Source organism: Bacillus sp. BPN334, assembly GCF_008368885.1.
In the GTDB taxonomy this organism is placed as follows: domain Bacteria; phylum Bacillota; class Bacilli; order Bacillales; family Bacillaceae_G; genus Bacillus_A; species Bacillus_A wiedmannii.
The window spans coordinates 527007-552487 of the sequence record NZ_QOZW01000006.1 but is presented as its reverse complement, the minus strand read 5'-3'; the positions used below and the strand labels follow the sequence as shown (position 1 = coordinate 552487).

The following is a 25481-nucleotide window of genomic DNA, read 5'->3' as shown; positions in this document are numbered from 1 at the left end:
TAAAAACCGCTCCTTTTAATACCTATTCTAATTCGTTTTCCTCATAATATCTTGTCACTTTTGATGTAAATAACACACCGTGTAAATGATCGATTTCATGTTGAATTGCACGTGCTAAAAATCCTTCTGCTTCTAGTAAAAATACTTTACCTCGGCGATTTTGCGCACGTACTTTAATATAATCCGCACGTTCCACTTCACCATAAAGTCCCGGGAAGCTTAGACAGCCTTCGGGACCTACTTGTTCACCACGTTTTTCTAGTATCGATGGATTGATTAACTCGATTTTCCCCGTATCATCACCGATATCAACTACCGCAACTTGCAAGCTTACACCTACTTGAGGCGCAGCTAAACCGACCCCGTCCGCAATTAACATTGTTTCATGCATATCTTTCAACAATTTCACTAACTTTTTATCAAAGTTAATTACTCTTTCGCATGGTGTTTCTAACACTTCATTTGGATGCTTTACTATTTCTAAAACTGCCATATTTCCCTCCGCTACATTAACATTGTTGGATTAAAATCAATTGAGATTTGTAGCTCTTTTTGCATTTCTGCTTGATAATGTTCATTTACCATTTTGAGCACGTTCTTTAAGTTTGGTTCCCGTTTGTATTTTATCATGCATTGATAACGATATCTATCTTTTATCCTTGGAATTGCTGAAGCAACCGGTCCTAACACCATTGTTTGCTGCGTGCAGTGTGCCCGTAAATGACCGACAATTTTTTCCGTCACTTGCACTGCCTTTAATAATTCTGGATGCGATACTGTTACAAGTACAACATAGTAATAAGGTGGATATTGTCTTGTTCGTCTCATTTGCATTTCTTGGTCAAAAAACACATCATATTGTTGGTTCTTTGCTAACTCTATACTGTAATGTTCTGGTGTATACGTTTGAATTATAACTTCCCCTGGCAATTCATGTCTGCCTGCTCGTCCACTTACTTGCGTCAATAACTGATACGTCTTTTCACTCGCTCGAAAATCAGGTAAGTGAAGCATCGTATCTGCAGTTAAAACCCCGACAAGCGTTACTTTAGGAAAATCTAACCCTTTCGCAATCATTTGTGTTCCAAGTAGTATATCTGCTTTTTCTTCCCCGAACGCCTTTAATAATTTTTCATGCATTCCTTTGCGACTTGTCGTATCTACATCCATTCGAATGACTCGTGCCTCTGGAAATAGTTTTGTAATTTCTTCTTCTACCTTTTGTGTACCTGTACCAAAGAAACGAATATATGTACTTTGACAAGCAGGACACTCAGTCGGCATATTCTCTTCGTGACTGCAGTAATGACATTTTAAACGATGGTTCATTTTATGATATGTCAGCGAGATATCACAGTGCGGACATTGTACAACATACCCACAATCACGGCACATAACAAATGTAGAATGACCTCTTCTATTTAAAAAGAGCACCATCTGTTCTTTCTTTTCTAATCGATCTGCTATTTTTTCATGCAATGCCTTCGAAAACATGGAACGATTCCCGTCACGAAGTTCCTCACGCATATCAACAATCTCTACTGTTGGTAAAGCTTGTTTATTCATACGTTTTTCCATCGTTAGTAATTCATACACACCTTTTTTCGCTCTTGCAAACGATTCAAGTGTCGGTGTTGCACTACCAAGAACGATAGGACATTTATGATATTGCCCCCTCCACACAGCTACATCCCTTGCATGATACCTCGGATTATCTTCTTGCTTATAGCTCGATTCATGTTCCTCATCAATAATAATAATCCCTAAATTTTCAAAAGGAGCAAATACAGCTGAACGTGCACCAACTACAACTTTCACTTCTTTTCTTAAAATCTTACGCCATTCATCATATTTTTCTCCAACAGACAGCGCACTATGAAGAACCGCAACTTGCGAGCCAAATCTGCCTTTAAAACGATCTACCATTTGAGGCGTTAGTGCAATTTCAGGAACAAGCACAATAGCTTCTTTCCCTTTCGCGAGCACCGCTGCTATAGATTGTAAATATACTTCTGTTTTTCCGCTTCCTGTAACACCATATAGTAAAAATGGATTGTAAGTTTCATTTGTAATTGATGATAAAATCGGTGCAATAACTTGCTGTTGTTCCTCCGTAAGTGGGAATGGTTTCGTTTGTTCAAAATCATCATCGTCATACGGATTTCGGTACACTTCCACATATTTTTCTGAAATTAGCCCCTTTTTAACAAGTGCCTTAATCGGAGCGTCTGTTATTTGCAACTCTTCTGTTATCACTTTCAACGGCACACTTTTATAATTTTCCACAAAATAATAGAGTACATCTTGTTGTTTTTTACTTTTCAGTTCAAATGCTGCTAATTCCAATCGATCTTCTGACAACTCAGGTTGAACGACTCTTTGTTTCTTCTTTTGCACTTTATCTTTTACCTGATAAACAACTTCAATCGTGCCATTTTTAATTTCTTGTTGAATCGTTCGGTATAGATGCGGCTGCGTCTCAATAGCTTCCCAATCTATCGCTTCTTTGTCTTGAAATAAAAACAGTAGTTCAGGTGCTACTTCTTCTTGTTTACGAAGTTGTAGACGCTTTTTATACGTAGCTTTTATCGCCGTTGGAAGCATGACTTGAAAGGCTGAAATCATATAACATAACGTTTCGCTTGTAAGCCAATATCCAAGCTTTAATAATTCCTCGTTTAAAACTTGTGTTACATCTAATATTTCATGGATTGTCTTTAGCTTCTTACTTTCTACTTCAGCCGAATCTTTGATCCCAATAATAAAGCCTTGCAATTTCCTTGGGCCAAATGGAACTACTACACGCATGCCTGTCTGGACAATATCTTCCCACTTTTTAGGGATAATATAATCAAATGGTCGATCTGTCTGACGTGCAGGTACATCAACAATTACACTTGCAAATTTCATAGACGATCATCTTCTAACATCATTTCAATTTGCTTTAATATTTCACGAGCAACCTCTTTCTTCGTTAAAAGTGGTAACTCGATAACTTCTCCATCTTTTCTATACATTGTTACAATGTTTGTATCTGTACCAAATCCAGCTCCTTGTGCCTTTACATCGTTCGCAACAATCATATTCGCATTTTTCTCACGTAATTTTTTTGTCGCGTATTCCTCTACCTTTGTCGTTTCAGCCGCAAAACCGATAAGTAACTGTTTATCCTTCATCTCACCTAACGTTTTTAAAATATCTACTGTTCTCTCGAGTTCGATTACAGCATCACCATTTTTCTTTTTCATTTTATTATCATGAACATATTTCGGGCGATAATCTGCAACTGCTGCTGTTTTAATGACAACATCTACGTTTTGATACTGTTGCAGAACTACTTCTAACATATCTTGTGCAGATTCCACTTGTACCGTATTTACATGTACTGGTGGGTTTAATGCTGTCGGTCCCGAAACAAGTATGACATCAGCACCTAAGTTCGCTGCCACTTCCGCAATTGCATATCCCATTTTCCCAGAAGAAAAATTGGTCATAAAACGCACTGGATCAATCTTTTCACGAGTTGGGCCGGCAGTTATTAATATTTTTTTTCCTTGCAATGGTTTTTGTTCTGAAAAAGCCTCTTCTAACCGTGCAATAATTGCTTCTGGTTCTTCTAGTCTTCCCTTCGCAACATAACCACACGCTAAAAAACCTTCTCCAGGCTCAATAAATGTATATCCTAACGTTTTTAACGTCATCATATTTTTTTGTACAATTTTATTTTCATACATATGCACATTCATAGCAGGTGCAATCCACACTGGGGCTGTAGTAGCTAACAAAGTAGTTGTAATCATATCGTCTGCAATACCACCAGCTAACTTTCCAATACAATTGGCAGTAGCAGGTGCAACAAGTACTACATCTGCCCAATCTGCTAAATCGATATGTGCAATAACAGCCGAGTCTTTCTCATCGAATGTATCTGTATATACGTCATGGCGAGAAAGTGCTTGAAATGTAAGAGGCGTAACAAACTTCATTGCAGACTCACTCATCATTACTTTTACAATAGCACCAGCTTGTGTCAATTTACTAGTTAACGCAGCCGCTTTAAAGACCGCAATGCCTCCTGTTACACATAGAAGTATCTTTTTCCCTTTTAGCATATGGCTCGTCCTCTTTCTTTTTCAAACTTATAATACTGAAACAGAATTCCCAGCTCGTCAGTACCAATATTTCTTCCCTATCGTAAAAAAATAACAACCTACTTGTAAATAGGTTGTTACCGTTACATAGAAAATTATAAAGTCTATGTTTTAATTTGTCGAAAAGAATGCCTTAATCGATGATTTTGTCTTCGCTTGGTACATATTTTAATACTTCTGCATCGATTTCTTCTAATGATTTACCTACACATTTATGAGAAACAGGTTGCTCGATAACACAGTTATCAGCAAGTTGCATTTCACGCGCACGTTTTGCAGCTACTGTTACAAGTGTATATTTAGAATCGATTTTTGTTAATAATGAATCAATTGATGGATTTAACATAATTATAGACCCTCCGTCATTTCTTTATAATATTTTGCTACTCTTTCGCGGCGGCAATGTTCACCAACCACAATTGCTTTAATTCTTTCACAAGCTAATTCAACTTGATCGTTTTCTACAACATAGTCGTAAGCGTCCATCATTTCGATTTCTTCTTTCGCTACCGTTAAACGATTTTCAATAACATCTTCAGTTTCTGTACCACGGCCGACAATACGGTTCTTTAGTTCAGATAAACTTGGAGGTGCTAAGAAAATAAATACACCTTCTGGGAAAGCTTTCTTAACTTGAATTGCTCCTTGCACTTCAATTTCTAAGAATACATCTTTTCCTTCTTGTAATGTTTTTTCAACATAGTCGATTGGTGTTCCGTAATAATTACCTACGAACTCAGCCCACTCAAGTAATTTTTCATTACGAATCATTTCCTCAAATTCTTCTCTCTCTTTAAAGAAATAATCCACACCATCAACTTCACCTTCACGTGGCTTACGTGTCGTTACTGAAATGGAGTACTGAAAACGTGTATCCTCATGACTAAATAGCTCTTTTCGAACCGTTCCTTTACCAACCCCAGAAGGTCCTGAAAGAACGATGAGCAATCCTCTTCTACTTCTCATAAATATGTAAAACCTACCCTTCCTCACTTAAATCTTCTTTATTATTCAAACGATGTGCAATCGTCTCTGGCTGAATTGGACTTAATACCACATGCCCATCATCCATAACAATAACCGCCCTTGTTTTTCTCCCATACGTAGCATCAAGCAAAGCATTATGTTCGCGTGCTTCCTGTACTGTTCGTTTAATAGGAGCTGACTCCGGACTTACAATAGCAATAATTCGATGAGCAGATACAATATTTCCGTATCCAATATTTAAAAACCGCATGGCCATAGTTTGCGCCTCCTAGTAAGTCTATCCGATTTCTCCACCACGTATAACTTTATATATTTTTTGAAAGCTACTCAATATTTTGTACTTGTTCACGAATTTTTTCAAGGTTATTTTTCATTTCTACAACATATTTTGAAATTGTTAAGTCATTTGCCTTAGAACCAATCGTATTAATTTCTCTATGCATCTCTTGCACGATGAAATCCATTTTCCTTCCAACAGGCTCTTCAATCTGCAGTGTTTCACGAAATTGCTCTAAATGACTTTGCAAACGAACTAACTCTTCGTGAATATCACAACGCTCTGCAAAGATTGCGACTTCTGTTAACAATCTTTGTTCATCTAGATCTTGATTATGTAATTCTTTTAAGCGATTTTCTAATCGTTCACGATATTTTTGTGTAACAATCGGTACATGCGGAATAATTGCATTTACACAATTGTGAATCTCTTGTAAACGATACGCTATATCTTTATGTAATCGTTCTCCTTCGCCATCTCTCATCGTTTTTAACATATGAGCAGCTTGGCGAACAGCCTCATATAAACCGTTCTCAAATTGTTCATTTACATTTTCTACTTCTTCAATCGCTGTTACTTCTGGCATTTCCATTAATTGCTGAAGTGTAATAGAATCTTGTAATTGAAATTTTCCTTTTATATCTTCCATAATCAATTGGTACTGCTCAAGAAGCGACCAATTCACACTTAATTTTCTTTCAACAAGTCCTTCACCCGTTATACTAATAGACACTTCAATGCGTCCACGCCGAACTTGTTCTGCAATTATTTTACGAATTTTGTCCTCAAATATCATCATTTGCTTCGGAAGTCGAATACTCATCTCTAGAAAACGGTGGTTCACCGATTTCATTTCTACTGTAATTTGAAAAGTATCATTTTCTACTTTCGATCTTCCAAATCCTGTCATACTACAAATCATTTTTATCACATCCAAGCCATGAAATAACTCAATGAAAAAGGTAATAGAGACAAGGCTCTACTACCTTCTGTAAATTATATCACATTTTCATATCATTGACTATTTCAAGTTTAATCCCTTCTTATATAATATTGGCTTTTCCTTCTTCCCCTTTTTCCCTGTTAATAAAGAACCTACTAATAAGAAGGTCGGAATTGATGACAAACCTCCAATTAACAACCAATCTCTCGCTTGTATTGGCATTGTACTAAAGATCGGTTGTAGCGGTGGGTAATATATAACCACTAACATTAACAGTAAAGAAATGATAACCGCTCCTACTAAATACACGTTCCCAAACGGATTACGGTGGAAGATAGAATGTTCACTTCGGCAGTCAAATACATGAATAAGTTGTGCAAGTACCAACGTCGCAAACGCCACAGTTTGTGCATATTTCAATTCATTTGGATGTTGATTATATGCAATAATAAACGCCACTAACGTCACTGCTCCAATTAGAAAGCCACGACTTATAATTTTCCAGGCAAGCCCTCTAGCAAATACCCCTTCTTTCGGATGACGCGGCGTTCTCTTCATCACGTCTCCTTCCGCCTTATCCAATCCTAATGCCATCGCCGGTAATCCGTCAGTAACTAAGTTCACCCATAAAATTTGAATGGGAACCATCGGCAGCGGTAATGCAAGTAACATTGCAAATAACATGACTAAAATTTCTCCTACGTTCGATGCTAATAAATAACGGATAAACTTACGTATATTCTCGTATATATTTCTACCTTCTTTAATTGCTGATTTAATCGTAGCAAAGTTATCATCTAGCAAAACAAGAGAAGACGCTTCTTTCGCAACGTCTGTCCCTGTAATTCCCATCGCTATCCCAATATCCGCTGTTTTTATAGCCGGAGCATCGTTTACTCCATCACCTGTCATCGCTACTATATGCCCTTTATTTTGCAACGCCTTAACAATTTTCAATTTATGTTCAGGTGATACTCGAGCAAATACATACGTGTCTTCTACAACACTTTCTAGTTCCTCTACATCCATATTCGCGAGTTCTACTCCTTCAACAACACGTCCACCAGGTGGTAAAACCCCTAATTGTTCCGCAATTGCCATTGCTGTCACTTTATGATCTCCTGTTATCATCACTGTTCGAATACCAGCTTCTCTGCACTCTTTTACAGCCTGTTCTACCTCTGGTCTTGGCGGATCAATCATTCCCTGTATCCCGACCAACATAAAATCTTTTTCAACGTCTCTTTCATGTTCAATAGAATCTGTTACTTTTAATGGCTTAAATGCAACTGCAATTGTTCGAAGCGCTTGACTACCTAAACTATGAATAGCCGCCTGTACTTCTTTTCTATACAACTCACTTATCGGTTGTTGCTTATCCCCCCATAAAATCGTTTGACTCATTTGCAGGAGGACATCTGGTGCTCCCTTCGTAACAAGAAACTTTTTCCCCTCTCTATCTCGCACAATAACACTCATCATTTTTCGAGTTGAATCGAATGGAAATTCACGAATGATTTCAAATTTCCCTTTCAGTGCCTCACGCGTTATCCCCGCCTTCATTGCTGCAGCTACTAGTGCTCCCTCAGTTGGATCTCCATCTAATACATACGCCTTTTTCTTTTGAATAATATTTGCGTTATTACATAGTGAACCAAATGTGAGTAGTTGATACAATGCTTTTGTTTTAGCTGGATCACATTCTTTTTCACCTTTCAAAAAAGAGCCATTAGGTTCATACCCTTGACCCGTCACTTTCCATAACTCTCCACCTGACCACATATGTGTTACCATCATTTTGTTTTGCGTCATTGTTCCTGTTTTATCAGAGCATATAACAGAAGCGCACCCTAACGTTTCTACCGCTGGTAACTTCCTTACAATTGCTCTCTTTTTAATCATACGCTGTACACCAAGCGATAAAGCTACTGTAACGATTGCTGGTAATCCTTCAGGAATAGCAGCAACAGCTAGCGACACGCCTGCTAAAAACATATGGTACACTTCATTCCCTTGATACACACCGGCTAATACGACAAGCGCTGTCAAAATAAGAGCCACAATAATTAATATTTTCCCGAGTTGCTCTAATCTTCTTTGCAGTGGTGTTTCCATTTGCTCTGCATTTTGTAACATATTTGCAATTTGGCCCATCGCTGTATTCATACCAGTTGCTACAACGACCCCTGTTCCAGCTCCTCGTGTAATCATCGTACCCATAAAAGCCATATTTTTTTGATCACCAATTGAAACATCTTGCCCCTGCAGAGCTTCTACCTTCTTCTGCACCGGTACTGACTCTCCTGTCAAAGCTGATTCTTCGATATATAAACTTGATGCCTCAACAAGACGTACATCCGCCCCAATACGATCACCACTAGAAAATTTAATGATATCACCTAAAACAAGTGCTTTAGACGGTGCTTTTACCCACTTTCCATTCCGCATTACAGTAACTTGCGGGGCGGCTAGCTCTTTTAAAGCTTCCAGTGATTTTTCAGCCTTTCTTTCTTGAAAAAAGCCAAGAATACCATTGATAATAACAATCGCAACAATCGCAATAGAATCAATGTATTCCCCTAAAAAAGCCGAAACTACTGTTGCACCAAATAAAACAAGTACCATAAAATCTTTAAACTGCGCCAAAAATACCATCAGTGCAGAAGGCCTTTTGGCTTCATCTAATTCATTTGTACCAAATTTTTTTATTCGCCCTTCTGCTTCCTTCTCTGTAAGTCCAACCTTCACATTCGTATTCGTTCTTTCTTCCACTTCGTGTGCGCGCATTCCATACCAGTTCATCCCGCTATCGACCTCCTGATTCCAGACATACTCTATTGAAAGCTTATTCAGCCTCGTCCAAAAAAATGCTATAATTAACTTTTAGTTAGAAAGGAGTGTTCATTTATGGCATTCGATGGATTATTTACAAGAGCAATTACACATGAAATTGCAAATTCTCTTTACACAGGAAGAATTTCCAAAATATATCAACCTTCAAAATACGAGATTTTATTACATATTCGAGCAAACGGAAAAAATCAAAAACTAATTCTTTCCGCTCATCCGACATATGCACGTTTACACTTAACAAATCAAAATTACGATTCACCTGCACTTCCGCCAATGTTTTGTATGCTTCTCCGCAAGCATCTAGAAGGTGGTTTCATTGAAAAAATTGAACAAATTGATTTAGAGCGCATTATTCAAATCACCGTTCGTAGCAGAAATGAAATTGGTGATGAATCGCTAAAAACATTAGTAATTGAAATAATGGGACGACATAGTAACATCATTTTGGTAGACACAAAAACAAACAATATTTTAGATAGCTTAAAACACGTTTCTTTAGCAGTAAACCGCCATCGAACTGTATACGCTGGAGCTGAATATATTGCACCACCAGCACAACATAAAATTAACCCACTTCAGATTGAAACAAATGATGAATTTATTAGACCGCTAGACTTTCTATCTGGAAACATGGATAAACAGCTTGTCGGCACCTTTACGGGAATATCGCCGTTATTCGCAAAAGAAGTAGTGAAAAAAGCAGGTATGGTAAATGAAAAAGCATTAGCGGACGCATTTTTCTCCATACAAAAACCATTACTAACTCATACATATTCACCAACAATGACTACTTCAAATGGGAAAGAATTCTTTTATCTTTTCCCTCTTGCACACTTGCAAGGAGAAGGTAAGATATTTTCATCTGTTAGTGAATTGCTAGACCGTTTCTTTTTCGGAAAAGCAGAGCGCGACCGTGTAAAACAACAAGCTTATGATTTAGAGCGCTTTATGCAAAACGAAAAAAATAAAAATGTGAAGAAACTCATTAAACTAGAAAAAACATTACAGGATGCCGGAAAAGCAGATAAATATCAACTATTTGGAGAACTACTTACAGCCAATATGTACGCTTTGAAAAAAGGTGATAAAGATATTGAAGTCGTTAACTATTACGACGAAAATGGCGGAACTGTAAAAATTACATTAGATCCTTTAAAAACACCATCTGACAATGCGCAACGCTATTTCCAAAAGTACCAAAAAGCGAAAAATTCAGTTGTTGTTGTAGAAGAACAAATTGAAAAAACAAATGAAGAAATTCTTTATTTTGATAGCTTACTTCAACAAATGGAAGCTGCTTCTTCAAAAGATATTGAAGAAATTCGTGAGGAATTAGCTGAAGAAGGTTATATGCGTAATCGTAAAACGAAAAACGCAAAGAAAAAGCCTACTAAACCAGTATTGGACAAATATTTAGCAAGTGATGGCACAGAAATTTTCGTCGGTAAAAACAACAAGCAAAATGATTATTTAACAACGAAGTTTGCCCGTCGTGATGAAATTTGGTTACATACGAAAGATATCCCTGGGTCTCATGTTGTCATTCGTTCTCTTGAACCTACCGAAGAAACTGTGTTAGAAGCTGCTAAAATCGCTGCCTATTTCAGTAAAGCAAAAGATTCTAGTTCTGTTCCTGTAGATTTCACCAAAATACGCCATGTCAAAAAACCGAGTGGTGCAAAACTTGGTTTTGTTACGTACGACAATCAGCAAACCGTATATGTAACACCTGATGCTGATACTGTAATGAAATTAAAAGCGTAAATAAAAAAATGCGTTGCTTATAAGCAACGCATTTTTTATTTATTTTCAATTTAGTTGCTATATCCATTCAATATTGTCAAAAAAATTGACAGTGTCATTTCACATTTGTATAAAATTTTTTACAGCATGTAAATAAAGTACAAGTGTAACTCCAATCAATATTTTTTCATCCCCCTGCTATTTATTGAAGCAATCTGAATTTTATAAACAAACCGTCTCCCACAAATGGCGGGCTATTTTCTTATCTCCCCTAAAATATATGTTTTCCCTACTATCCTTTCTTCAAATATACATTTTGGCACACTATTTGCTTTATTAAATACTGTGAATAGGGGGAATTAACATGACTTTAAAAATTAATAAAATCCAAAATCAACTACAAAACTATGAAATTGACGGGTTACTCATTACAAAAAAAGAAAATCGCCAATATGCAACAGGCTTTACAGGTAGTGCTGGCGTCGTCTTAATCTCTGCGGATAAAGCTGTTTTTATAACTGATTTTCGCTATGTAGATCAAGCGAAATCACAAATAAAAGATGCTGAAATTATTATGCATACAGGAAATTTAGAAATAGAAATTGCAAATCAAGTATCAAAATTAAACATTCAAAAACTCGGAATTGAAGAGAACAACATGACATTGCAACAATATAAAAACTTACAAAAATGTGTACATGTGGAAATGGTTCAAGTGTGCGAAATCATCGAAAATATTCGTATTATTAAAGACATGCCGGAAATAGAAACAATGAAAATCGCAGCTAATATTGCTGACGAAGCATTTCACCACATCATTACGTTTCTAAAACCAGGAATAAGTGAAAATGATGTACGAGATGAGTTAGAATTTTTCATGCGAAAAAAAGGGGCTACATCCTCTTCATTCCAAATCATTGTAGCTTCTGGCGTTCGTTCTTCACTTCCTCATGGAGTTGCATCAAATAAAATAATCGAGCGAGGCGACATCGTTACATTAGATTTCGGTGCACTTTACGATGGATATTGTTCCGATATAACTCGTACTGTAGCAATCGGAGAACCATCAGAAGAATTCAAAAAGATATACAATGTTGTACGAGAAGCGTTAAAGCGTGGAACTAAAGCAATTAAGCCTGGAGAAACTGCGAAAAGTATCGATGATATAACGAGAGATTACATTACAGAACATGGATACGGTCAATACTTTGGACACTCTACTGGTCATGGTCTTGGGTTAGAAATACATGAACCTCTTCGCCTATCCCAAGAAAGTAAGGCTACTTTAGAAGAAGGTATGGTTGTTACAGTTGAACCTGGTATTTACATACCAAACTGGGGCGGTTGTAGAATTGAAGATGATATTGTCATCACAAAAGACGGATATGAAGTTATTACAAAATCAAATCGGGAACTAATTGTGATTCCTTGTTAAAATCATGACCTTTTTAAAAGGAGTTTTTCTCTGCACATAGAATTCTTTCTCTGGAGTCATCGTTTAAAGAGGGGGAATTTTAATTGAATTTTGTAATCGACAAGATAGATGGTTTGCATCCTGAATTTTCCAAAATTGTTTCCATGATGAATTACGCTCGCTATACAACAATGCAAGCAGTGGAAGGTTTAACAATTGAAGAACTTGATTATTTATATGATGAGGAAGCAAACTCAATTGGTATGCTTTTGTACCATATGGCTGCTATTGAATTTTACTACCAAATTCATACTTTTGAAGACCGTGAACCAACGGAAGCTGAATTAGAACGGTGGTTACCTGCTATTGAATTAGGGAATCTTGGACGCGAGAAAATCAAAGGCAACTCTATAGAATTTTACATACATACATTGCAAGAAGTACGTTCCAAAACGATCGAGACTTTTCAATCGTTACCTGATGAATGGCTATTTAAAACGACAGATTTCTGGTATGACAAACCCGCAAATAACTACTTTAAATGGTTTCACGTTTTTGAAGATGAAATCAATCATCGCGGACAAATTCGTTTAATTAAAAAGATGCAAAAAGCTCATTCAGTAAAGTAAGAAAGTGCCACCAGATAAGGTGGCACTTTCTTTTATTCATTAACGAATAACTTTTCGTTTACTTTTTTAGCGATTATCGCTACCGACATTAATATACATATTAAATATAGCAATTTCACAATAAATAACCACCCTTGAAACATTACAATTGCATCTATTATCTCATTTCCTTTCAATAACAAAAAAGGAATCGTGCTAATTATAATGACAAACTCGATGCTGAAAACAATTTTCTTTTTTCTGCTATATGCTTTCCATTCATCCCAGCGATACATGGGAGCAAATATCAATACTCCTATACACCATATAATTGGTACCCATTCACTTTTAAGAAATTGCCCTGAAATAACTGATAATAGTAAACAAACGAGCACACCATAATACCCTATTTTCCCTCTCATTCGTACTCCCCCATTCTACTTCTCCTTTAATATGTAACTTACTATGCTTATAACAAGTCTTAGTAAAATAACAAATACAATTACAATATAAAAACCCTTCGCAGATGACATCCATTGTTGAAAAATAGACATTTTCTCCATTTGCTTCTGCCCTTCTATTAAAATAAACCCTACGAAAAATGAGCAAACAACAATGATACCTATTATAATTCCGATACTTTTCTTACTATATTGTTTTATATCATCCCAGTTATATAAAAGTATAAATACAAACCCGAAAACAGGTATGATACTGATCCATTCATTGCTTGTAAACAGATTCAAAATGATTAATAGACTACAAGATATAATGAATCCCCAAAACCCGATTTTTTTGCGCATAAGCCCTCTTTAAATTCCATTTTTAGGATTAATTGTATTGTAACATCCATTTCTACTTCTTACCATTACAGTACATGAAATTTCACTTTTTTTCTTTTTCCTATACTCACATACTTTTACTGCTTTCATACAATAAACTACACGAATGCCTAAAGGATGTGAATGTTATGGGAGTTGAATTAACGCTGTTGCATGCTCTCTATATTCTTTGTTTACTCACTATTATTACTTTTTTTATTCTCCGGAAAGATACGACGATTATTTGTATCGTTTTTATCTTTTTATTAGCATTAACCGCTACAAGTTCTATCCCTCTTGCCGTTAGCGATATTTTTCAAAGTTTCATTTACGCTATTACTGAACTTTTACCAACTATATTAATCATCTCTATTATCGTATCAATGAGCAATCTACTCGTTCATACTGGCATAAATGATACGATGATTTCACCATTTACAAAGATGATTCGTACCCCTACCCTCGCCTACTGGATTATCGGCCTTTTAATGATGACAATTTCTTTCTTCTTTTGGCCTTCCCCAGCTGTCGCTTTAATGGGAGCTATTTTATTACCTGTGGCTGTACGCGTCGGTCTTCCGCCAATTGGAGTTGCCATCGCTATGAACTTATTCGGACACGGCATCGCCTTATCTGGTGACTTCGTTATTCAAGGTGCACCGAAATTAACAGCGGATGCTGCTGGTCTTCCTGTTTCCAGCGTTGTTTCTGCCAGTGTTCCCCTCGTTATCGTTATGGGTATTGTGACAACTTCCGTCGCATTTTTCTTCTTACGAAAAGAATTCCATACAGGCTTATCTATACAAGAATCTATCCCATCAACTGAATCTTCTAAAACGCTTACTTCATTATCTCCTCGGACAAAAAAATGGCTCGCTATTTGTATTCCGATCGTATATGCCATCGATATCCTTTGCATGATTCAATTTAAACTACAAGGAAGCGACGCAACTGCACTTATCGGCGGGACGACTGTTATTATGATTATCATTATTTCGCTCATCGCTTACAAAGGAAATGGACTGAATAAAACGACCGATTACTTTATAGAAGGGCTCCAATTTGGATTTAAAATTTTCGGCCCAGTTATTCCAATTGCTGCACTCTTTTATTTAGGAGATAGCGGCTTTGTAAAAATTATCGGGGACTATTTACCGAAAGGTTCACACGGAATCATTAACGACTTAGGAATCGCCTTATCTCAAACTGTTCCTTTAAACCAATATGTATCAGCAGGAACATTAACTATCGTTGGTGTCATAACAGGGTTAGATGGATCTGGCTTTTCCGGTATATCACTTGCTGGTTCGATTGCCAATCTTTTCGGCACAGCACTGGGGCACGGAACGGCCACATTAACAGCACTCGGGCAAATTGCAGCAATCTGGACCGGAGGCGGGACTTTAATTCCTTGGGCCCTTATTCCTGCCGCTGCCATTTGTAAAGTAGATCCATTTGAACTCGCACGCCGAAACTTTTTACCGGTTGTGATTGGCTTAATTGTCACCACGATCGTTGCGATGTTTATTCTATAAAGTAAGCAAGTGTTCTCTTGCTTACTTTTCTTATTGTGAAATCCATCATTTATTACTGACTTTCAAAAGGGATTATATATATATTAGCGAAATTATATTAAGAGAGTATTTATTTTAAAACGTTTACGAGAAACAGATTACTTCCATTAGAAAAGGGGACATAACTATGAATGAATTGATTTTCGTCTTATTAATTTGTCCATTACTTATCTTTATCGTTTCTGTTATTGGAACGCGCAAGACGAAAACGTATTACGTAATGCCGATTGTAACGTTTGCTAGTTTTTTAATAATAGGTGTTATCGCCTTTACTCCAAAATTTTTCTTTTGGGTTGGCATGTACAGCATCTTCTCATTTATTGTTTCTTATATGACTCTATTGTTTGTGAGAGGATATGAGATTGCAGAAAGCACTAAGTAGTATTTAGTAAAGAGATTATAATATGATTTTTTTGATATCGATAGGACTTTACATGAAGTTTTAACAATAATATAAAAAACGACCGCGTTCCCCCGCGGTCGTTTTTTTTCGTGTTACGCTGTAATCCAAGCTTCATTTGCTGGATTTTTACGCCACTCTTGTAATTTTTTCATTTCAGCTTGTCCAATCATACCTTTTTCTGCTGCTACTTCAGTTAATGCACTGTAGTCGCTTAAAGAGTATGATGCTACGTTAGCTGCTTCTAGTTTTTCTTTTCCTGCTTCTAGCTCGTATGTGAAGATTGATACGATTCCTAATACTTCACATCCAGCTTCGCGAAGTGCTTCTACACATGTAATTGCACTACCGCCAGTTGAAATTAAGTCTTCTACTACTACTACTTTTTGACCTTTTTCAGCTTTTCCTTCAATTTGGTTCCCTTTACCGTGACCTTTTGCTTTACTACGTACGTAGCACATTGGTAAATCCATACGATCACTTACCCATGCAGCGTGCGCAATACCAGCAGTTGCTGTTCCTGCAATAACTTCTACAGTTGGGAAGTGCTCTTTAATTAACTCTTCTAATCCAGCTGCAATCGCTTGACGTACTTTTGGATAAGATAAAGTTAAACGGTTATCACAATAAATTGGTGATTTCATACCTGAAGACCAAGTAAATGGATCATTCGGTTGTAAAAATACTGCTCCAATTTCTAATAAATGCGATGCGATTTCTTTTTTCATACTGTTACACCTTCCCACTGTTGTTTTACTGTTTTATACGCTTCAAGCGGATTTTCTGCTTTTGTAATACTACGTCCAACTACGATGTAGCTTGAGCCAAGTTCCCTCGCACGTTTCGGTGTTGCTACGCGCACCTGGTCATTTACATCATCGCTTGCAAGACGAATCCCCGGTGTTACTGTTACAAATTCATTTCCGCATACTTCACGTAATTTTGGAACTTCCAGTGTTGAACAAACAACGCCATCAAGTCCACTTTCTTTCGTTAGTTTTGCATAATGAGCAACCGCTTCTTCTAACGTTTTCTCAATGCCGATCTCTTTTTTCATCATAGCTTCCGAAGTGCTTGTTAGTTGTGTAACTGCAATGCAAATCGGTCTCTCTTTTCCTTCTTGCTTACCTTCCTCTAATCCCTCAATCGCGGCTTTCATCATACTGCTTCCCCCAGCAGCATGAACATTTACCATATCTACATCTAGACTAGCTAGGCTACGCATAGCGCTTTTTACTGTATTCGGAATATCATGAAGTTTTAAATCTAGAAAGATCTTATGTCCTTTTTCTTTTAAGTACGTAATAATCGCAGGGCCTTCTTTGTAAAATAACTCCATACCTACTTTGACAAATAACTCTTCCCCTTCAAAGTGGCGCAGGAATTGTTCTACATCTTGTTTCCCTGGAAAATCTAATGCAACGATTAACGTCTGTGACATACTTACTTCCAACTCCTTCCTTGACATTCCGAAATGTGATCAAATCCTAATTCATCTAGTAATGCTGGTAATTCTTCAATAATTGTCGGACATACGAACGGATCGATAAAGTTCGCTGTTCCAACTGCAACTGCGCTTGCGCCAGCGTAGAAGAATTCAATTACATCTTCCGCTGTTTCGATACCACCCATTCCGATAATCGGAATGTTAACCGCTTGGCTTACTTCATGTACCATACGAATCGCTACTGGCTTAATCGCAGGACCTGATAATCCGCCTGTACGGTTTGCTAAAATTGGTTTTGCAGTTTTTAAATCTAGACGCATACCAAGCAATGTATTAATCATCGTTAAACCGTCCGCACCCGCATTTTCAATTGCTTTTGCAATCTCCACAATGTTTGCCACGTTCGGTGACAATTTTACGTATACAGGTACTTCAGAAACCTCTTTTACTCGCTTCGTTAAATCAGCAGCAATTTCAGGATTCGTACCAAAAGCGATACCACCCGTTTTTACGTTTGGACAAGAAATATTTAATTCTAGCGCATGAACATTAGGTGCCTTTGAAATTTCCTTCGCAACTGCTACATAATCCTCAGCTTGTGAGCCAGCAACATTTGCAATAATCGGAAGATCAAATTGCTCGAGAAAAGGTAATTCAGAATTCATTACCTTTTCTAATCCAGGATTTTGAAGCCCGATTGCATTTAGCATTCCGCCTGGTGTTTCCGCAACACGAGGCGTTGGGTTTCCGTAACGAGGCTGTTCTGTTGTCGCTTTAATCATAATTGATCCAAGTACACTTAAATCATAGAACTGTGCATACTCACGACCAAATCCGAAGCAACCAGATGCTGGGATGATTGGATTTTTTAATGATAACCCTGGTAATTCAACTTGCAATCTGTTCATAGTACAACCTCCCCGATTGGAAATACTGGTCCGTCGCTACACACCTTCTTGTAAGAATGTCCACTCGGATCTGCTTGTAAATGGCATACACAGGCGAAACATGCTCCAATGCCACAGCCCATACGCTCTTCTAATGAAATGTAGGCTTTTCTCTCTTTATAGCGTCCTTCTAATGCACGAAGCATCGCTAAAGGTCCACATGAATATAGAATGTCAAAGTCAATTCCATAGCTATCAATTACATCTGTTACAAAGCCTTCTGTACCGTGCGTACCATCAACTGTTGCAACATACGTATCACCAAGCTCTGCGAATTTCTCTTCATAGAAGACAACATCTTTCGTTTGGAAACCTAAGATGTGAATAACGCGTACTCCCTTTGCTACAAGACGCTGTGACAATTCATATAGTGGTGGTACACCAATTCCCCCTCCAACTAATAGAGCCGTTTGTCCAGCTTCCGCTTCTTCTACAGGAAAACCATGTCCAAGTGGTCCTAACACATCTACAAGTTCACCTTGTTTTCTTTTCGCTAATGTTTTTGTTCCTTGTCCTTCCGCACGATATAGCATTGTAAATTCGTTTTTGTCTTGATCGACATTACAAATACTAATTGGGCGGCGCAGAAGGGGCGTAATGCCCTCTGCTACCTTAATGTGTACAAACTGCCCTGGATCGTTCATTTGCTGCACAAGATCCCCTTGAAGCACTAATTCGTAAATGTTTTTTGCGATTTCTTTTTGGTTAACGACGATCATATTTTGCTTTTGCATCATGCATGTACCACCTCGTGACGCTTCGTTTGCGTAATTTCTTTCATTGAATGAGCTGAGAATGTCATAGATTCTAGTACTCGTAAGATTGCTCTCGTTGTATCAAGTGATGTTAAGCAAGCCACACCATTTTCTACTGATTCACGGCGAATGCGGAAACCATCACGCGCTGGTTGTTTGCCTTTTGTTAATGTATTGATTACAAACTGTGCTTTTCCTTGACGGATAATATCAAGTAAGTTGTATTCTTCAGAATCAATTTTATTTACAACTTGCACTGGAATGTTTTGCTCTGCTAACGATTGTGCTGTTCCAGCTGTTGCTAATAAGTTATATCCGATTTCGTGGAAACGTTTTGCAATTTCCATTGCTTCTTCTTTATCTTTATCCGCTACAGTAATGATTACTGATCCGTGCGTTGGGATGTTAATTCCTGAAGCAACTAACCCTTTGTATAATGCTTTTTCAAGTGTTAAGTCTTTCCCCATTACTTCCCCTGTTGATTTCATTTCAGGTCCTAATGTTGTATCAACTGAACGTAGCTTCGCGAATGAGAATACCGGTGCTTTTACATACACTTCTTTCTCTTCTGGGTGATAACCAGTTCCATATCCTTGCTCTACAAGATCTTGACCTAAAATAACTTTCGTTGCAACATTCGCCATCGGTACGCCTGTAATTTTACTTAAGAATGGTACTGTACGGCTCGCACGTGGATTTACTTCAATTACATACACTTCATCTTTGAATACTACAAACTGAATGTTTAGTAATCCAACAATATTTAAACCTTTTCCAAGTGCAATTGTATGTTCAATAATTTGTTCTTTCAGTTTTTCAGATAAGCTTTGTGGTGGATATACTCCGATTGAGTCACCAGAGTGAACTCCAGCGCGTTCAATATGTTCCATAATACCTGGAATGAACACATTCTCACCATCTGAAATTGCATCTACTTCAATTTCTTTACCAACCATGTAACGGTCGATTAATACTGGGTGATCTGCGTGAACTTTAACCGCATTTTTCATGTAGTGCAGCAGTTCTTCTTGACGATATACGATTTCCATCGCGCGTCCACCTAGTACGTAAGATGGTCTTACTAATACTGGGTAACCAATTTTGTCAGCGATTGCTACCGCTTGCTCTACAGTCGTTGCTGTTTTACCAACTGGTTGCGGGATACCAAGCTGTGTTAGAGCTGCTTCAAACTTATCACGATCTTCTGCACGGTCTAAATCTTCAAGTGATGTTCCTAAGATTTTCACACCATGAGCCTCTAATTTAGCAGCTAAGTTAATTGCCGTTTGTCCACCGAATTGGACGATAACACCTTCTGGCTTTTCTAAATCGATAATGTGCATTACATCTTCAATTGTTAATGGTTCAAAGTATAATTTGTCAGAAATACTGAAGTCTGTTGAAACTGTTTCTGGATTGTTATTAACAATGATTGCCTCATATCCAGCTTCTTTAATTGCCCATACAGAGTGAACTGTTGCATAGTCAAACTCAACCCCTTGACCGATACGGATTGGACCAGACCCTAGTACGACAACACTCTTACGATCTGTTCTAACCGATTCATTCTCGTCACCATATGTGCTGTAGTAGTATGGTGTTGCAGATTCAAACTCTGCCGCACAAGTATCTACCATTTTATAAACAGGAGTTATATTGCTTTCTTTACGCATATCGTAAATTTCACGCTCTGTTTTGTTCCAAGCACTGGCGATGTAATGGTCACTGAAGCCCATTTCTTTTGCTGATTGTAATACTTCCATATTTCCTACACTTGCTTTTACTTCGCGTTCCATGTTTACGATATTTTCAACTTTTTGTAAGAAGAAGAAGTCCATTTCACACCAATCGTTGATTTCTTCTTTCGTTACACCTTGACGAATTGCTTCTGCTACAATAAACAGTCGCTCATCATCAGCTTTTATAATGCGTTTTTTCATTGTTGCTTTATTAAGCTCTTTTAAATGCTCTAACTCTAAGTGATAAACGCCAAGTTCTAAAGAACGGATCGCTTTTAATAATGATTGTTCTAAGTTACGTCCGATTGACATAACTTCACCAGTTGCCTTCATTTGTGTACCAAGTGTTCTGTTTGCTGATTCAAACTTATCAAATGGCCAACGTGGAATTTTTGAAACAACATAGTCTAATGCTGGCTCGAAGCAAGCGTATGTTTTTTGTGTTACTGGGTTTATAATTTCATCTAATGTTAAGCCAACTGCAATTTTCGCAGCTAATTTCGCAATTGGATATCCAGTTGCTTTAGATGCTAGTGCAGATGAACGACTTACACGCGGGTTTACTTCGATTACATAGTATTGGAAGCTATGTGGATCAAGTGCAAGCTGAACGTTACATCCACCTTCAATTCCTAATGCGCGAATAATTCTTAATGAAGTGTTTCGTAACATTTGATACTCACGGTCACTTAATGTTTGGCTCGGTGCTACAACGATAGAATCACCTGTGTGAACCCCAACTGGATCGATATTTTCCATGTTACATACTACAATCGCGTTATCATTCGAATCACGCATTACTTCATATTCAATTTCCTTACAACCAGCAATGCTCTTCTCTAATAAACATTGTGTTACTGGGCTATGTTTTAATCCACCTGATACGATTTCAATTAGTTCTTCTTCATTACTACAGATTCCGCCACCTGTTCCCCCCATTGTAAATGCTGGGCGAACAATAACTGGATAACCAATTTCTTTTACAAATTCATGTGCTTCTTCTAGCGTATGAATAATGGTACTAGATGGAATTGGTTCATTTAATTCTTGCATTAGTGTACGGAATAAATCACGATCTTCCGCTTGCTCGATTGCTGATAATTTTGTTCCTAAAATTTCAACTCCGCACTCTTCAAGTATGCCTGATTTCGCAAGTTCAACAGCCATATTTAGACCTGTTTGACCACCTAATGTTGGTAAGATTGCATCTGGACGTTCTTTACGAATGATACGGCTTACGAATTCTAATGTTAATGGTTCTATATATACTTTATCTGCTGTTGCAGTATCTGTCATAATTGTTGCTGGGTTAGAGTTAACAAGGATTACTTTGTAACCTTCTTCTCTAAGAGATTGACAAGCTTGTGTACCAGAGTAGTCAAACTCTGCTGCTTGCCCAATTACAATTGGTCCTGATCCGATTACTAAAATTGTGTTAATGTCTAGGCGTTTTGGCATAACTCTTCCCCTTCTTTCTTGAAGTTTTCAATCATTTCTAAGAAATCTTCGAATAAATCATTTGCATCTTCTGGTCCTGCTGAAGCTTCTGGATGGTATTGCACTGTAAATGCTGGGAACTTCGTATGACGAAGACCTTCTACTGTTCCATCATTTAAAGCAACATGTGTAATTTCAAGGTCTGTATTTTTAACTGATTCTTCTTCTACTGCGTAACCATGATTTTGAGATGTAATTGCTACTTTTCCAGTTGCAAGATGTTTTACTGGATGGTTTAAACCACGGTGACCGAATTTTAACTTACTTGTATTCGCACCAGATGCTAGAGCGAATAGTTGATGTCCTAAGCAAATTCCGAATAAAGGAACTTTACCGATAATGTCTTTTAACATTTCAATTGCTTCTGGTACATCTTTCGGATCTCCAGGTCCGTTACTTAACATAATTCCATCTGGGCTAAGGCGTAAAATTTCTTCTGCTGTTGTATTGTAAGGTACTACAATTACATCACAGTCACGTTTATTTAATTCTCGTAAAATACCATGTTTCATTCCGAAGTCTACAAGTACAACTCGGTGTCCACGGCCTGGGCTTGGGTATGGATCTTTCGTTGATACGCGTTTCACGTGATCTGTAAATACTGTCGCTTTTAATTGGCTTACGATGTATTCTACATCTGCATCCATGTTACATAGACGTCCACGTAATGTACCGTATTGACGAATTTTTCTCGTTAATTTTCTTGTATCAATTCCTGCTAACCCTGGGATATTTCTTTCTTTTAAGTAATCATTTAACGAAATTTCATTACGGAAGTTTGATGGATGATCACAAATTTCGTTTACGATTAAACCATTTACAGATGGGTGAATCGATTCAAAATCGTCACGGTTGATGCCGTAGTTTCCGATTAATGGGTACGTGAATGTTACGATTTGACCGCAATATGATGGATCAGATAATGTTTCTTGATATCCAGTCATTCCTGTTGTGAATACAACCTCACCTGACTTTTCAATTTCTCCTCCGAAACCTTTTCCAATTAATACTGTTCCATCTTCTAAGATAAGTTGTCTTTTCATACTAATGCACTCTCCTTTTGCCATGCGATCTTACCACCAACGATTGTCATTACCGGCCATCCTTGGCATTTCCAACCTGCGAATGGTGTATTTTTTCCTTTTGATAAGAATGTTGTTGGGTCAATCTCTTCTTCTTGTTCTAAGTCAATGATTGTAATATCAGCTGTTCTACCTTCTTTCAGGCGACCTGCTTCTAAGCTGAATGTATCAGCTGGCTTTTCTGTTAAGAATTGAATTAACTGCTCTAATGTAATAATTCCTTTTTTCACAAGGTGTGTGTATAGAAGTGGGAATGCTGTTTCAAAACCAGTAATTCCGAATGGTGCTCTTTCAATTCCTTGTGCTTTCTCTTCCGCTGTATGCGGTGCATGGTCAGTTGCGATCATATCGATCGTTCCATCTAGTAATCCTTCAATTAGTGCTGCGTGATCTTCTTTTCCACGAAGCGGTGGGTTCATTTTAAAGTTAGGATCAGCTGATGGGATATCATCTTCACATAACACTAAGTGATGAGGTGTTACTTCTGCTGTTACTTTAATTCCAGCGCGTTTCGCATCTCGAATTACGCGTACAGAACCTTTCGTACTTACGTGACATACGTGATAGTGACAATCGGCCGCTTCAGCAAGCAGTATATCCCTTGCAATATGTACAGATTCACATACTGATGGGATACCGTTTAATCCGTGTTTCTCAGAAAACTTCCCTTCATGTACACAACCTTTATTAATAAGAGTATTCTCTTCACAGTGTGCAACTACTGCCGTATTTAATTTCGCTGCACGCTTCATAGCAGCTAACATCATGCTAGCATCTTGTACGCCTACACCGTCATCAGTGAAAGCAAATGCTCCAAGTTCTTTTAATGTTTCGAAATCTGTCATTTCAGAACCAGCTTGGCGTACTGTAATTGCTCCGTATGGTAGTACGTTGACATGCGCTTTTTCTTTAATACGTTTTTGCAAGTCTTCCATATGTTCTCTGCAATCTGGTACTGGGCGTGTATTTGGCATTGCACAAATTGTAGTGAATCCACCTTTTGCCGCTGCTAGTGTACCTGTTTCAATTGTTTCTTTATGTTCACCACCTGGTTCACGAAGATGTACGTGTACATCTACTAATCCAGGTGCGATTAACTTTCCGTTCACATCGATTACTTCAGCATTATCTGCCGTAATATTTTCTGCTACCTTAGCGATTTTACCGTCTTGTACGAGAAGATCTGTTACTACGATTTTTCCTTCTTCATTCATATAACGACCATTTTTAAACAAGTAATTCATGTTTCATTCCTCCTAATACATTTGGTAAGGCGCGTTTTAGTACAGCCATTCTTACGTAAACTCCATTTTCCATTTGTTTAAATATGCGTGAACGCTCACACTCAACAAGTTCACTTGCAATTTCAACATTACGGTTTACAGGAGCTGGATGCATAATAATGCTTCCTTCTTTCATACGCTTTTCTCTTTCCACTGTTAATCCGTGTTTCTCATGATACTCTTTCATAATGTCTGTTTCATAATGATCATGACGCTCATGTTGTACACGAAGTAACATCATTACATCCACTTCTGAAACAAGTTCATCTAATGGTTTGTATGTTCCAAATGTGCTGTCTTCATCTTTCCACTCTTCTGGACTTGCAAAGTAAATTGTTGCACCCAGTTTCGTTAATGCTTCTGCATTAGAACGTGCTACTCGGCTATGACGAACATCTCCTACTATCGCAATCTTTAATCCTTCAAATCTTCCAAACTCTTGTTTAATTGTAAGAAGATCGAGTAGGCACTGCGTTGGGTGGTTTCCACATCCATCTCCAGCGTTTAAGATTGGGATATTTACCTGATCTTTTAGTTCATCGAAGTAGCGATCTTGCTCATGGCGGACGATCACCGCTTTTGTTCCGATTGATTCTAGTGTTCTTATCGTATCGTATAAAGTTTCTCCTTTTTGTACGCTAGATGCATCCGCTGAAAAGTTTAAAACTTCAAGTCCTAATCTCTTCTCAGCAACTTCAAAGCTAAATCTCGTTCTCGTACTATTCTCAAAGAACAAGTTCGCAACAAAAGTTTGCTCTGTCGGTTTGCTCTCTTTTCCATTCGCGAAATCTTCTGCGTCTTTTAGGATTTCTGAAATTTCTACTTCCGATAATTCACTCATCGTTAACAAATGGCTCATCGTCATCCCTCATCTTTCTGATTTTTATGTTACCACTTTTGTATTTTTATAACAACATTTGCATAAAAATACCCTAGTCGTGTGAGACTAGGGTGCAAGAA

23 protein-coding genes are annotated in these 25481 nt (G+C 37.6%); 5 read left to right on the top strand and 18 right to left on the bottom strand.

Annotated features, from left to right (window positions below; translation table 11 throughout):
* Nucleotides 1-22 precede the first annotated feature (22 nt).
* The 8 genes from def to DN393_RS09930 form a co-directional block, all read right to left on the bottom strand.
* Entirely contained in the window at nucleotides 23-493 is a 471-nt protein-coding gene (gene def / locus DN393_RS09965) for a peptide deformylase (protein WP_000279468.1), read from the bottom strand.
* A gap of 11 nt (nucleotides 494-504) precedes the next feature.
* Entirely contained in the window at nucleotides 505-2910 is a 2406-nt protein-coding gene (priA, locus tag DN393_RS09960; RefSeq protein WP_064474994.1) for a primosomal protein N', read from the bottom strand.
* The gene (coaBC, locus tag DN393_RS09955; RefSeq protein WP_149173478.1) at nucleotides 2907-4112 is read right to left on the bottom strand and encodes a bifunctional phosphopantothenoylcysteine decarboxylase/phosphopantothenate--cysteine ligase CoaBC; all 1206 of its coding nucleotides are present in this window, start codon (nucleotides 4110-4112) and stop codon (nucleotides 2907-2909) included. The genes priA and coaBC overlap by 4 nt, the downstream gene beginning before the upstream one ends.
* 172 nt (nucleotides 4113-4284) lie before the next feature.
* Nucleotides 4285-4497: a DNA-directed RNA polymerase subunit omega gene (rpoZ, locus tag DN393_RS09950; RefSeq protein ID WP_000933964.1), complete on the bottom strand. Its 213-nt coding sequence runs from the start codon at nucleotides 4495-4497 to the stop codon at nucleotides 4285-4287.
* A gap of 2 nt (nucleotides 4498-4499) precedes the next feature.
* On the bottom strand, nucleotides 4500-5117 hold the full coding sequence (gene gmk, locus DN393_RS09945; RefSeq protein ID WP_001257740.1) for a guanylate kinase: 618 nt from the start codon (nucleotides 5115-5117) through the stop codon (nucleotides 4500-4502).
* Between the two features lie 13 nt (nucleotides 5118-5130).
* Entirely contained in the window at nucleotides 5131-5394 is a 264-nt protein-coding gene (remA, locus tag DN393_RS09940; RefSeq protein ID WP_001251456.1) for an extracellular matrix/biofilm regulator RemA, read from the bottom strand.
* 67 nt (nucleotides 5395-5461) lie between these two features.
* The gene (locus DN393_RS09935) at nucleotides 5462-6337 is read right to left on the bottom strand and encodes a YicC/YloC family endoribonuclease (RefSeq protein ID WP_064474993.1); all 876 of its coding nucleotides are present in this window, start codon (nucleotides 6335-6337) and stop codon (nucleotides 5462-5464) included.
* A gap of 99 nt (nucleotides 6338-6436) precedes the next feature.
* A complete protein-coding gene (locus DN393_RS09930) occupies nucleotides 6437-9160 on the bottom strand; it encodes a calcium-translocating P-type ATPase, SERCA-type (protein WP_064474992.1) in 2724 nt (907 codons plus the stop codon).
* A gap of 105 nt (nucleotides 9161-9265) precedes the next feature.
* Between DN393_RS09930 and DN393_RS09925 the strand changes: the two genes are divergently transcribed.
* The 3 genes from DN393_RS09925 to DN393_RS09915 all read left to right on the top strand — a co-directional run bounded on the left by DN393_RS09925 (nucleotide 9266) and on the right by DN393_RS09915 (nucleotide 12997).
* Entirely contained in the window at nucleotides 9266-10975 is a 1710-nt protein-coding gene (locus DN393_RS09925; protein ID WP_064474991.1) for an Rqc2 family fibronectin-binding protein, read from the top strand.
* 343 nt (nucleotides 10976-11318) lie between these two features.
* Entirely contained in the window at nucleotides 11319-12389 is a 1071-nt protein-coding gene (locus DN393_RS09920; RefSeq protein ID WP_149173477.1) for a M24 family metallopeptidase, read from the top strand.
* A gap of 83 nt (nucleotides 12390-12472) precedes the next feature.
* Nucleotides 12473-12997 carry a DinB family protein gene (locus DN393_RS09915; RefSeq protein ID WP_064474989.1) on the top strand — a complete coding sequence of 175 codons (525 nt, stop codon included), beginning with the start codon at nucleotides 12473-12475 and terminating at the stop codon, nucleotides 12995-12997.
* Nucleotides 12998-13029: 32 nt separating this feature from the next.
* Here the strand turns inward: DN393_RS09915 and DN393_RS09910 are convergent, their stop codons facing one another.
* Complete coding sequence (locus DN393_RS09910; protein ID WP_064474988.1) at nucleotides 13030-13398, bottom strand: YoqO family protein; 369 nt, start codon at nucleotides 13396-13398, stop codon at nucleotides 13030-13032.
* Nucleotides 13399-13413: 15 nt separating this feature from the next.
* Nucleotides 13414-13779, bottom strand: a complete 366-nt coding sequence (locus DN393_RS09905) for a YoqO family protein (protein WP_064474987.1) — start codon at nucleotides 13777-13779, stop codon at nucleotides 13414-13416.
* 167 nt (nucleotides 13780-13946) lie between these two features.
* On the opposite strand from DN393_RS09905, the gene DN393_RS09900 reads away from it, so the two are divergent.
* Both DN393_RS09900 and DN393_RS09895 read left to right on the top strand, forming a co-directional pair.
* The gene (locus DN393_RS09900; protein WP_149173476.1) at nucleotides 13947-15332 is read left to right on the top strand and encodes a hypothetical protein; all 1386 of its coding nucleotides are present in this window, start codon (nucleotides 13947-13949) and stop codon (nucleotides 15330-15332) included.
* Between the two features lie 166 nt (nucleotides 15333-15498).
* Nucleotides 15499-15753, top strand: coding sequence for a YbeF family protein (locus DN393_RS09895; RefSeq protein WP_064474985.1), 255 nt, complete (start codon nucleotides 15499-15501; stop codon nucleotides 15751-15753).
* Nucleotides 15754-15866: 113 nt separating this feature from the next.
* Here the strand turns inward: DN393_RS09895 and pyrE are convergent, their stop codons facing one another.
* From pyrE to pyrB, 8 genes are read right to left on the bottom strand one after another with little or no spacing between them, the layout of a single operon-like run.
* Nucleotides 15867-16499, bottom strand: a complete 633-nt coding sequence (gene pyrE, locus DN393_RS09890; protein WP_064474984.1) for an orotate phosphoribosyltransferase — start codon at nucleotides 16497-16499, stop codon at nucleotides 15867-15869.
* Nucleotides 16496-17212 carry an orotidine-5'-phosphate decarboxylase gene (gene pyrF, locus DN393_RS09885; protein ID WP_048563196.1) on the bottom strand — a complete coding sequence of 239 codons (717 nt, stop codon included), beginning with the start codon at nucleotides 17210-17212 and terminating at the stop codon, nucleotides 16496-16498. The genes pyrE and pyrF overlap by 4 nt, the downstream gene beginning before the upstream one ends.
* Before the next feature lie 2 nt (nucleotides 17213-17214).
* Nucleotides 17215-18126: a dihydroorotate oxidase B catalytic subunit gene (gene pyrD, locus DN393_RS09880; RefSeq protein WP_002121858.1), complete on the bottom strand. Its 912-nt coding sequence runs from the start codon at nucleotides 18124-18126 to the stop codon at nucleotides 17215-17217.
* Complete coding sequence (gene pyrK / locus DN393_RS09875) at nucleotides 18123-18902, bottom strand: dihydroorotate oxidase B electron transfer subunit (RefSeq protein ID WP_000983346.1); 780 nt, start codon at nucleotides 18900-18902, stop codon at nucleotides 18123-18125. The genes pyrD and pyrK overlap by 4 nt, the downstream gene beginning before the upstream one ends.
* The gene (gene carB, locus DN393_RS09870; protein ID WP_149173475.1) at nucleotides 18899-22117 is read right to left on the bottom strand and encodes a carbamoyl-phosphate synthase large subunit; all 3219 of its coding nucleotides are present in this window, start codon (nucleotides 22115-22117) and stop codon (nucleotides 18899-18901) included. Before carB ends, pyrK begins: the two co-directional genes overlap by 4 nt.
* On the bottom strand, nucleotides 22102-23199 hold the full coding sequence (locus DN393_RS09865; RefSeq protein ID WP_088047261.1) for a carbamoyl phosphate synthase small subunit: 1098 nt from the start codon (nucleotides 23197-23199) through the stop codon (nucleotides 22102-22104). The genes carB and DN393_RS09865 overlap by 16 nt, the downstream gene beginning before the upstream one ends.
* The gene (gene pyrC / locus DN393_RS09860; protein WP_088047260.1) at nucleotides 23196-24482 is read right to left on the bottom strand and encodes a dihydroorotase; all 1287 of its coding nucleotides are present in this window, start codon (nucleotides 24480-24482) and stop codon (nucleotides 23196-23198) included. Before pyrC ends, DN393_RS09865 begins: the two co-directional genes overlap by 4 nt.
* Nucleotides 24466-25380: an aspartate carbamoyltransferase gene (gene pyrB, locus DN393_RS09855; RefSeq protein WP_088047259.1), complete on the bottom strand. Its 915-nt coding sequence runs from the start codon at nucleotides 25378-25380 to the stop codon at nucleotides 24466-24468. The genes pyrC and pyrB overlap by 17 nt, the downstream gene beginning before the upstream one ends.
* Nucleotides 25381-25481: the final 101 nt, after the last annotated feature.

Excerpts from the sequence above, each read along its gene's own strand:
- DN393_RS09910 (WP_064474988.1), bottom strand. The coding sequence starts at position 13,398 with ATGAGAGGGAAAATAGGGTATTATGGTGTGCTCGTTTGTTTACTATTA.
- DN393_RS09935 (WP_064474993.1), bottom strand. The coding sequence starts at position 6,337 with ATGATTTGTAGTATGACAGGATTTGGAAGATCGAAAGTAGAAAATGAT.
- remA (WP_001251456.1), bottom strand. The coding sequence starts at position 5,394 with ATGGCCATGCGGTTTTTAAATATTGGATACGGAAATATTGTATCTGCT.
- DN393_RS09905 (WP_064474987.1), bottom strand. The coding sequence starts at position 13,779 with ATGCGCAAAAAAATCGGGTTTTGGGGATTCATTATATCTTGTAGTCTA.
- priA (WP_064474994.1), bottom strand. The coding sequence starts at position 2,910 with ATGAAATTTGCAAGTGTAATTGTTGATGTACCTGCACGTCAGACAGAT.
- pyrB (WP_088047259.1), bottom strand. The coding sequence starts at position 25,380 with ATGAGCCATTTGTTAACGATGAGTGAATTATCGGAAGTAGAAATTTCA.
- DN393_RS09865 (WP_088047261.1), bottom strand. The coding sequence starts at position 23,199 with ATGAAAAGACAACTTATCTTAGAAGATGGAACAGTATTAATTGGAAAA.
- DN393_RS09920 (WP_149173477.1), top strand. The coding sequence starts at position 11,319 with ATGACTTTAAAAATTAATAAAATCCAAAATCAACTACAAAACTATGAA.
- pyrC (WP_088047260.1), bottom strand. The coding sequence starts at position 24,482 with ATGAATTACTTGTTTAAAAATGGTCGTTATATGAATGAAGAAGGAAAA.
- pyrD (WP_002121858.1), bottom strand. The coding sequence starts at position 18,126 with ATGAACAGATTGCAAGTTGAATTACCAGGGTTATCATTAAAAAATCCA.
- carB (WP_149173475.1), bottom strand. The coding sequence starts at position 22,117 with ATGCCAAAACGCCTAGACATTAACACAATTTTAGTAATCGGATCAGGA.
- pyrK (WP_000983346.1), bottom strand. The coding sequence starts at position 18,902 with ATGATGCAAAAGCAAAATATGATCGTCGTTAACCAAAAAGAAATCGCA.
- rpoZ (WP_000933964.1), bottom strand. The coding sequence starts at position 4,497 with ATGTTAAATCCATCAATTGATTCATTATTAACAAAAATCGATTCTAAA.
- pyrE (WP_064474984.1), bottom strand. The coding sequence starts at position 16,499 with ATGAAAAAAGAAATCGCATCGCATTTATTAGAAATTGGAGCAGTATTT.
- gmk (WP_001257740.1), bottom strand. The coding sequence starts at position 5,117 with ATGAGAAGTAGAAGAGGATTGCTCATCGTTCTTTCAGGACCTTCTGGG.
- DN393_RS09895 (WP_064474985.1), top strand. The coding sequence starts at position 15,499 with ATGAATGAATTGATTTTCGTCTTATTAATTTGTCCATTACTTATCTTT.
- coaBC (WP_149173478.1), bottom strand. The coding sequence starts at position 4,112 with ATGCTAAAAGGGAAAAAGATACTTCTATGTGTAACAGGAGGCATTGCG.
- DN393_RS09930 (WP_064474992.1), bottom strand. The coding sequence starts at position 9,160 with ATGAACTGGTATGGAATGCGCGCACACGAAGTGGAAGAAAGAACGAAT.
- pyrF (WP_048563196.1), bottom strand. The coding sequence starts at position 17,212 with ATGTCACAGACGTTAATCGTTGCATTAGATTTTCCAGGGAAACAAGAT.
- def (WP_000279468.1), bottom strand. The coding sequence starts at position 493 with ATGGCAGTTTTAGAAATAGTAAAGCATCCAAATGAAGTGTTAGAAACA.
- DN393_RS09925 (WP_064474991.1), top strand. The coding sequence starts at position 9,266 with ATGGCATTCGATGGATTATTTACAAGAGCAATTACACATGAAATTGCA.
- DN393_RS09900 (WP_149173476.1), top strand. The coding sequence starts at position 13,947 with ATGGGAGTTGAATTAACGCTGTTGCATGCTCTCTATATTCTTTGTTTA.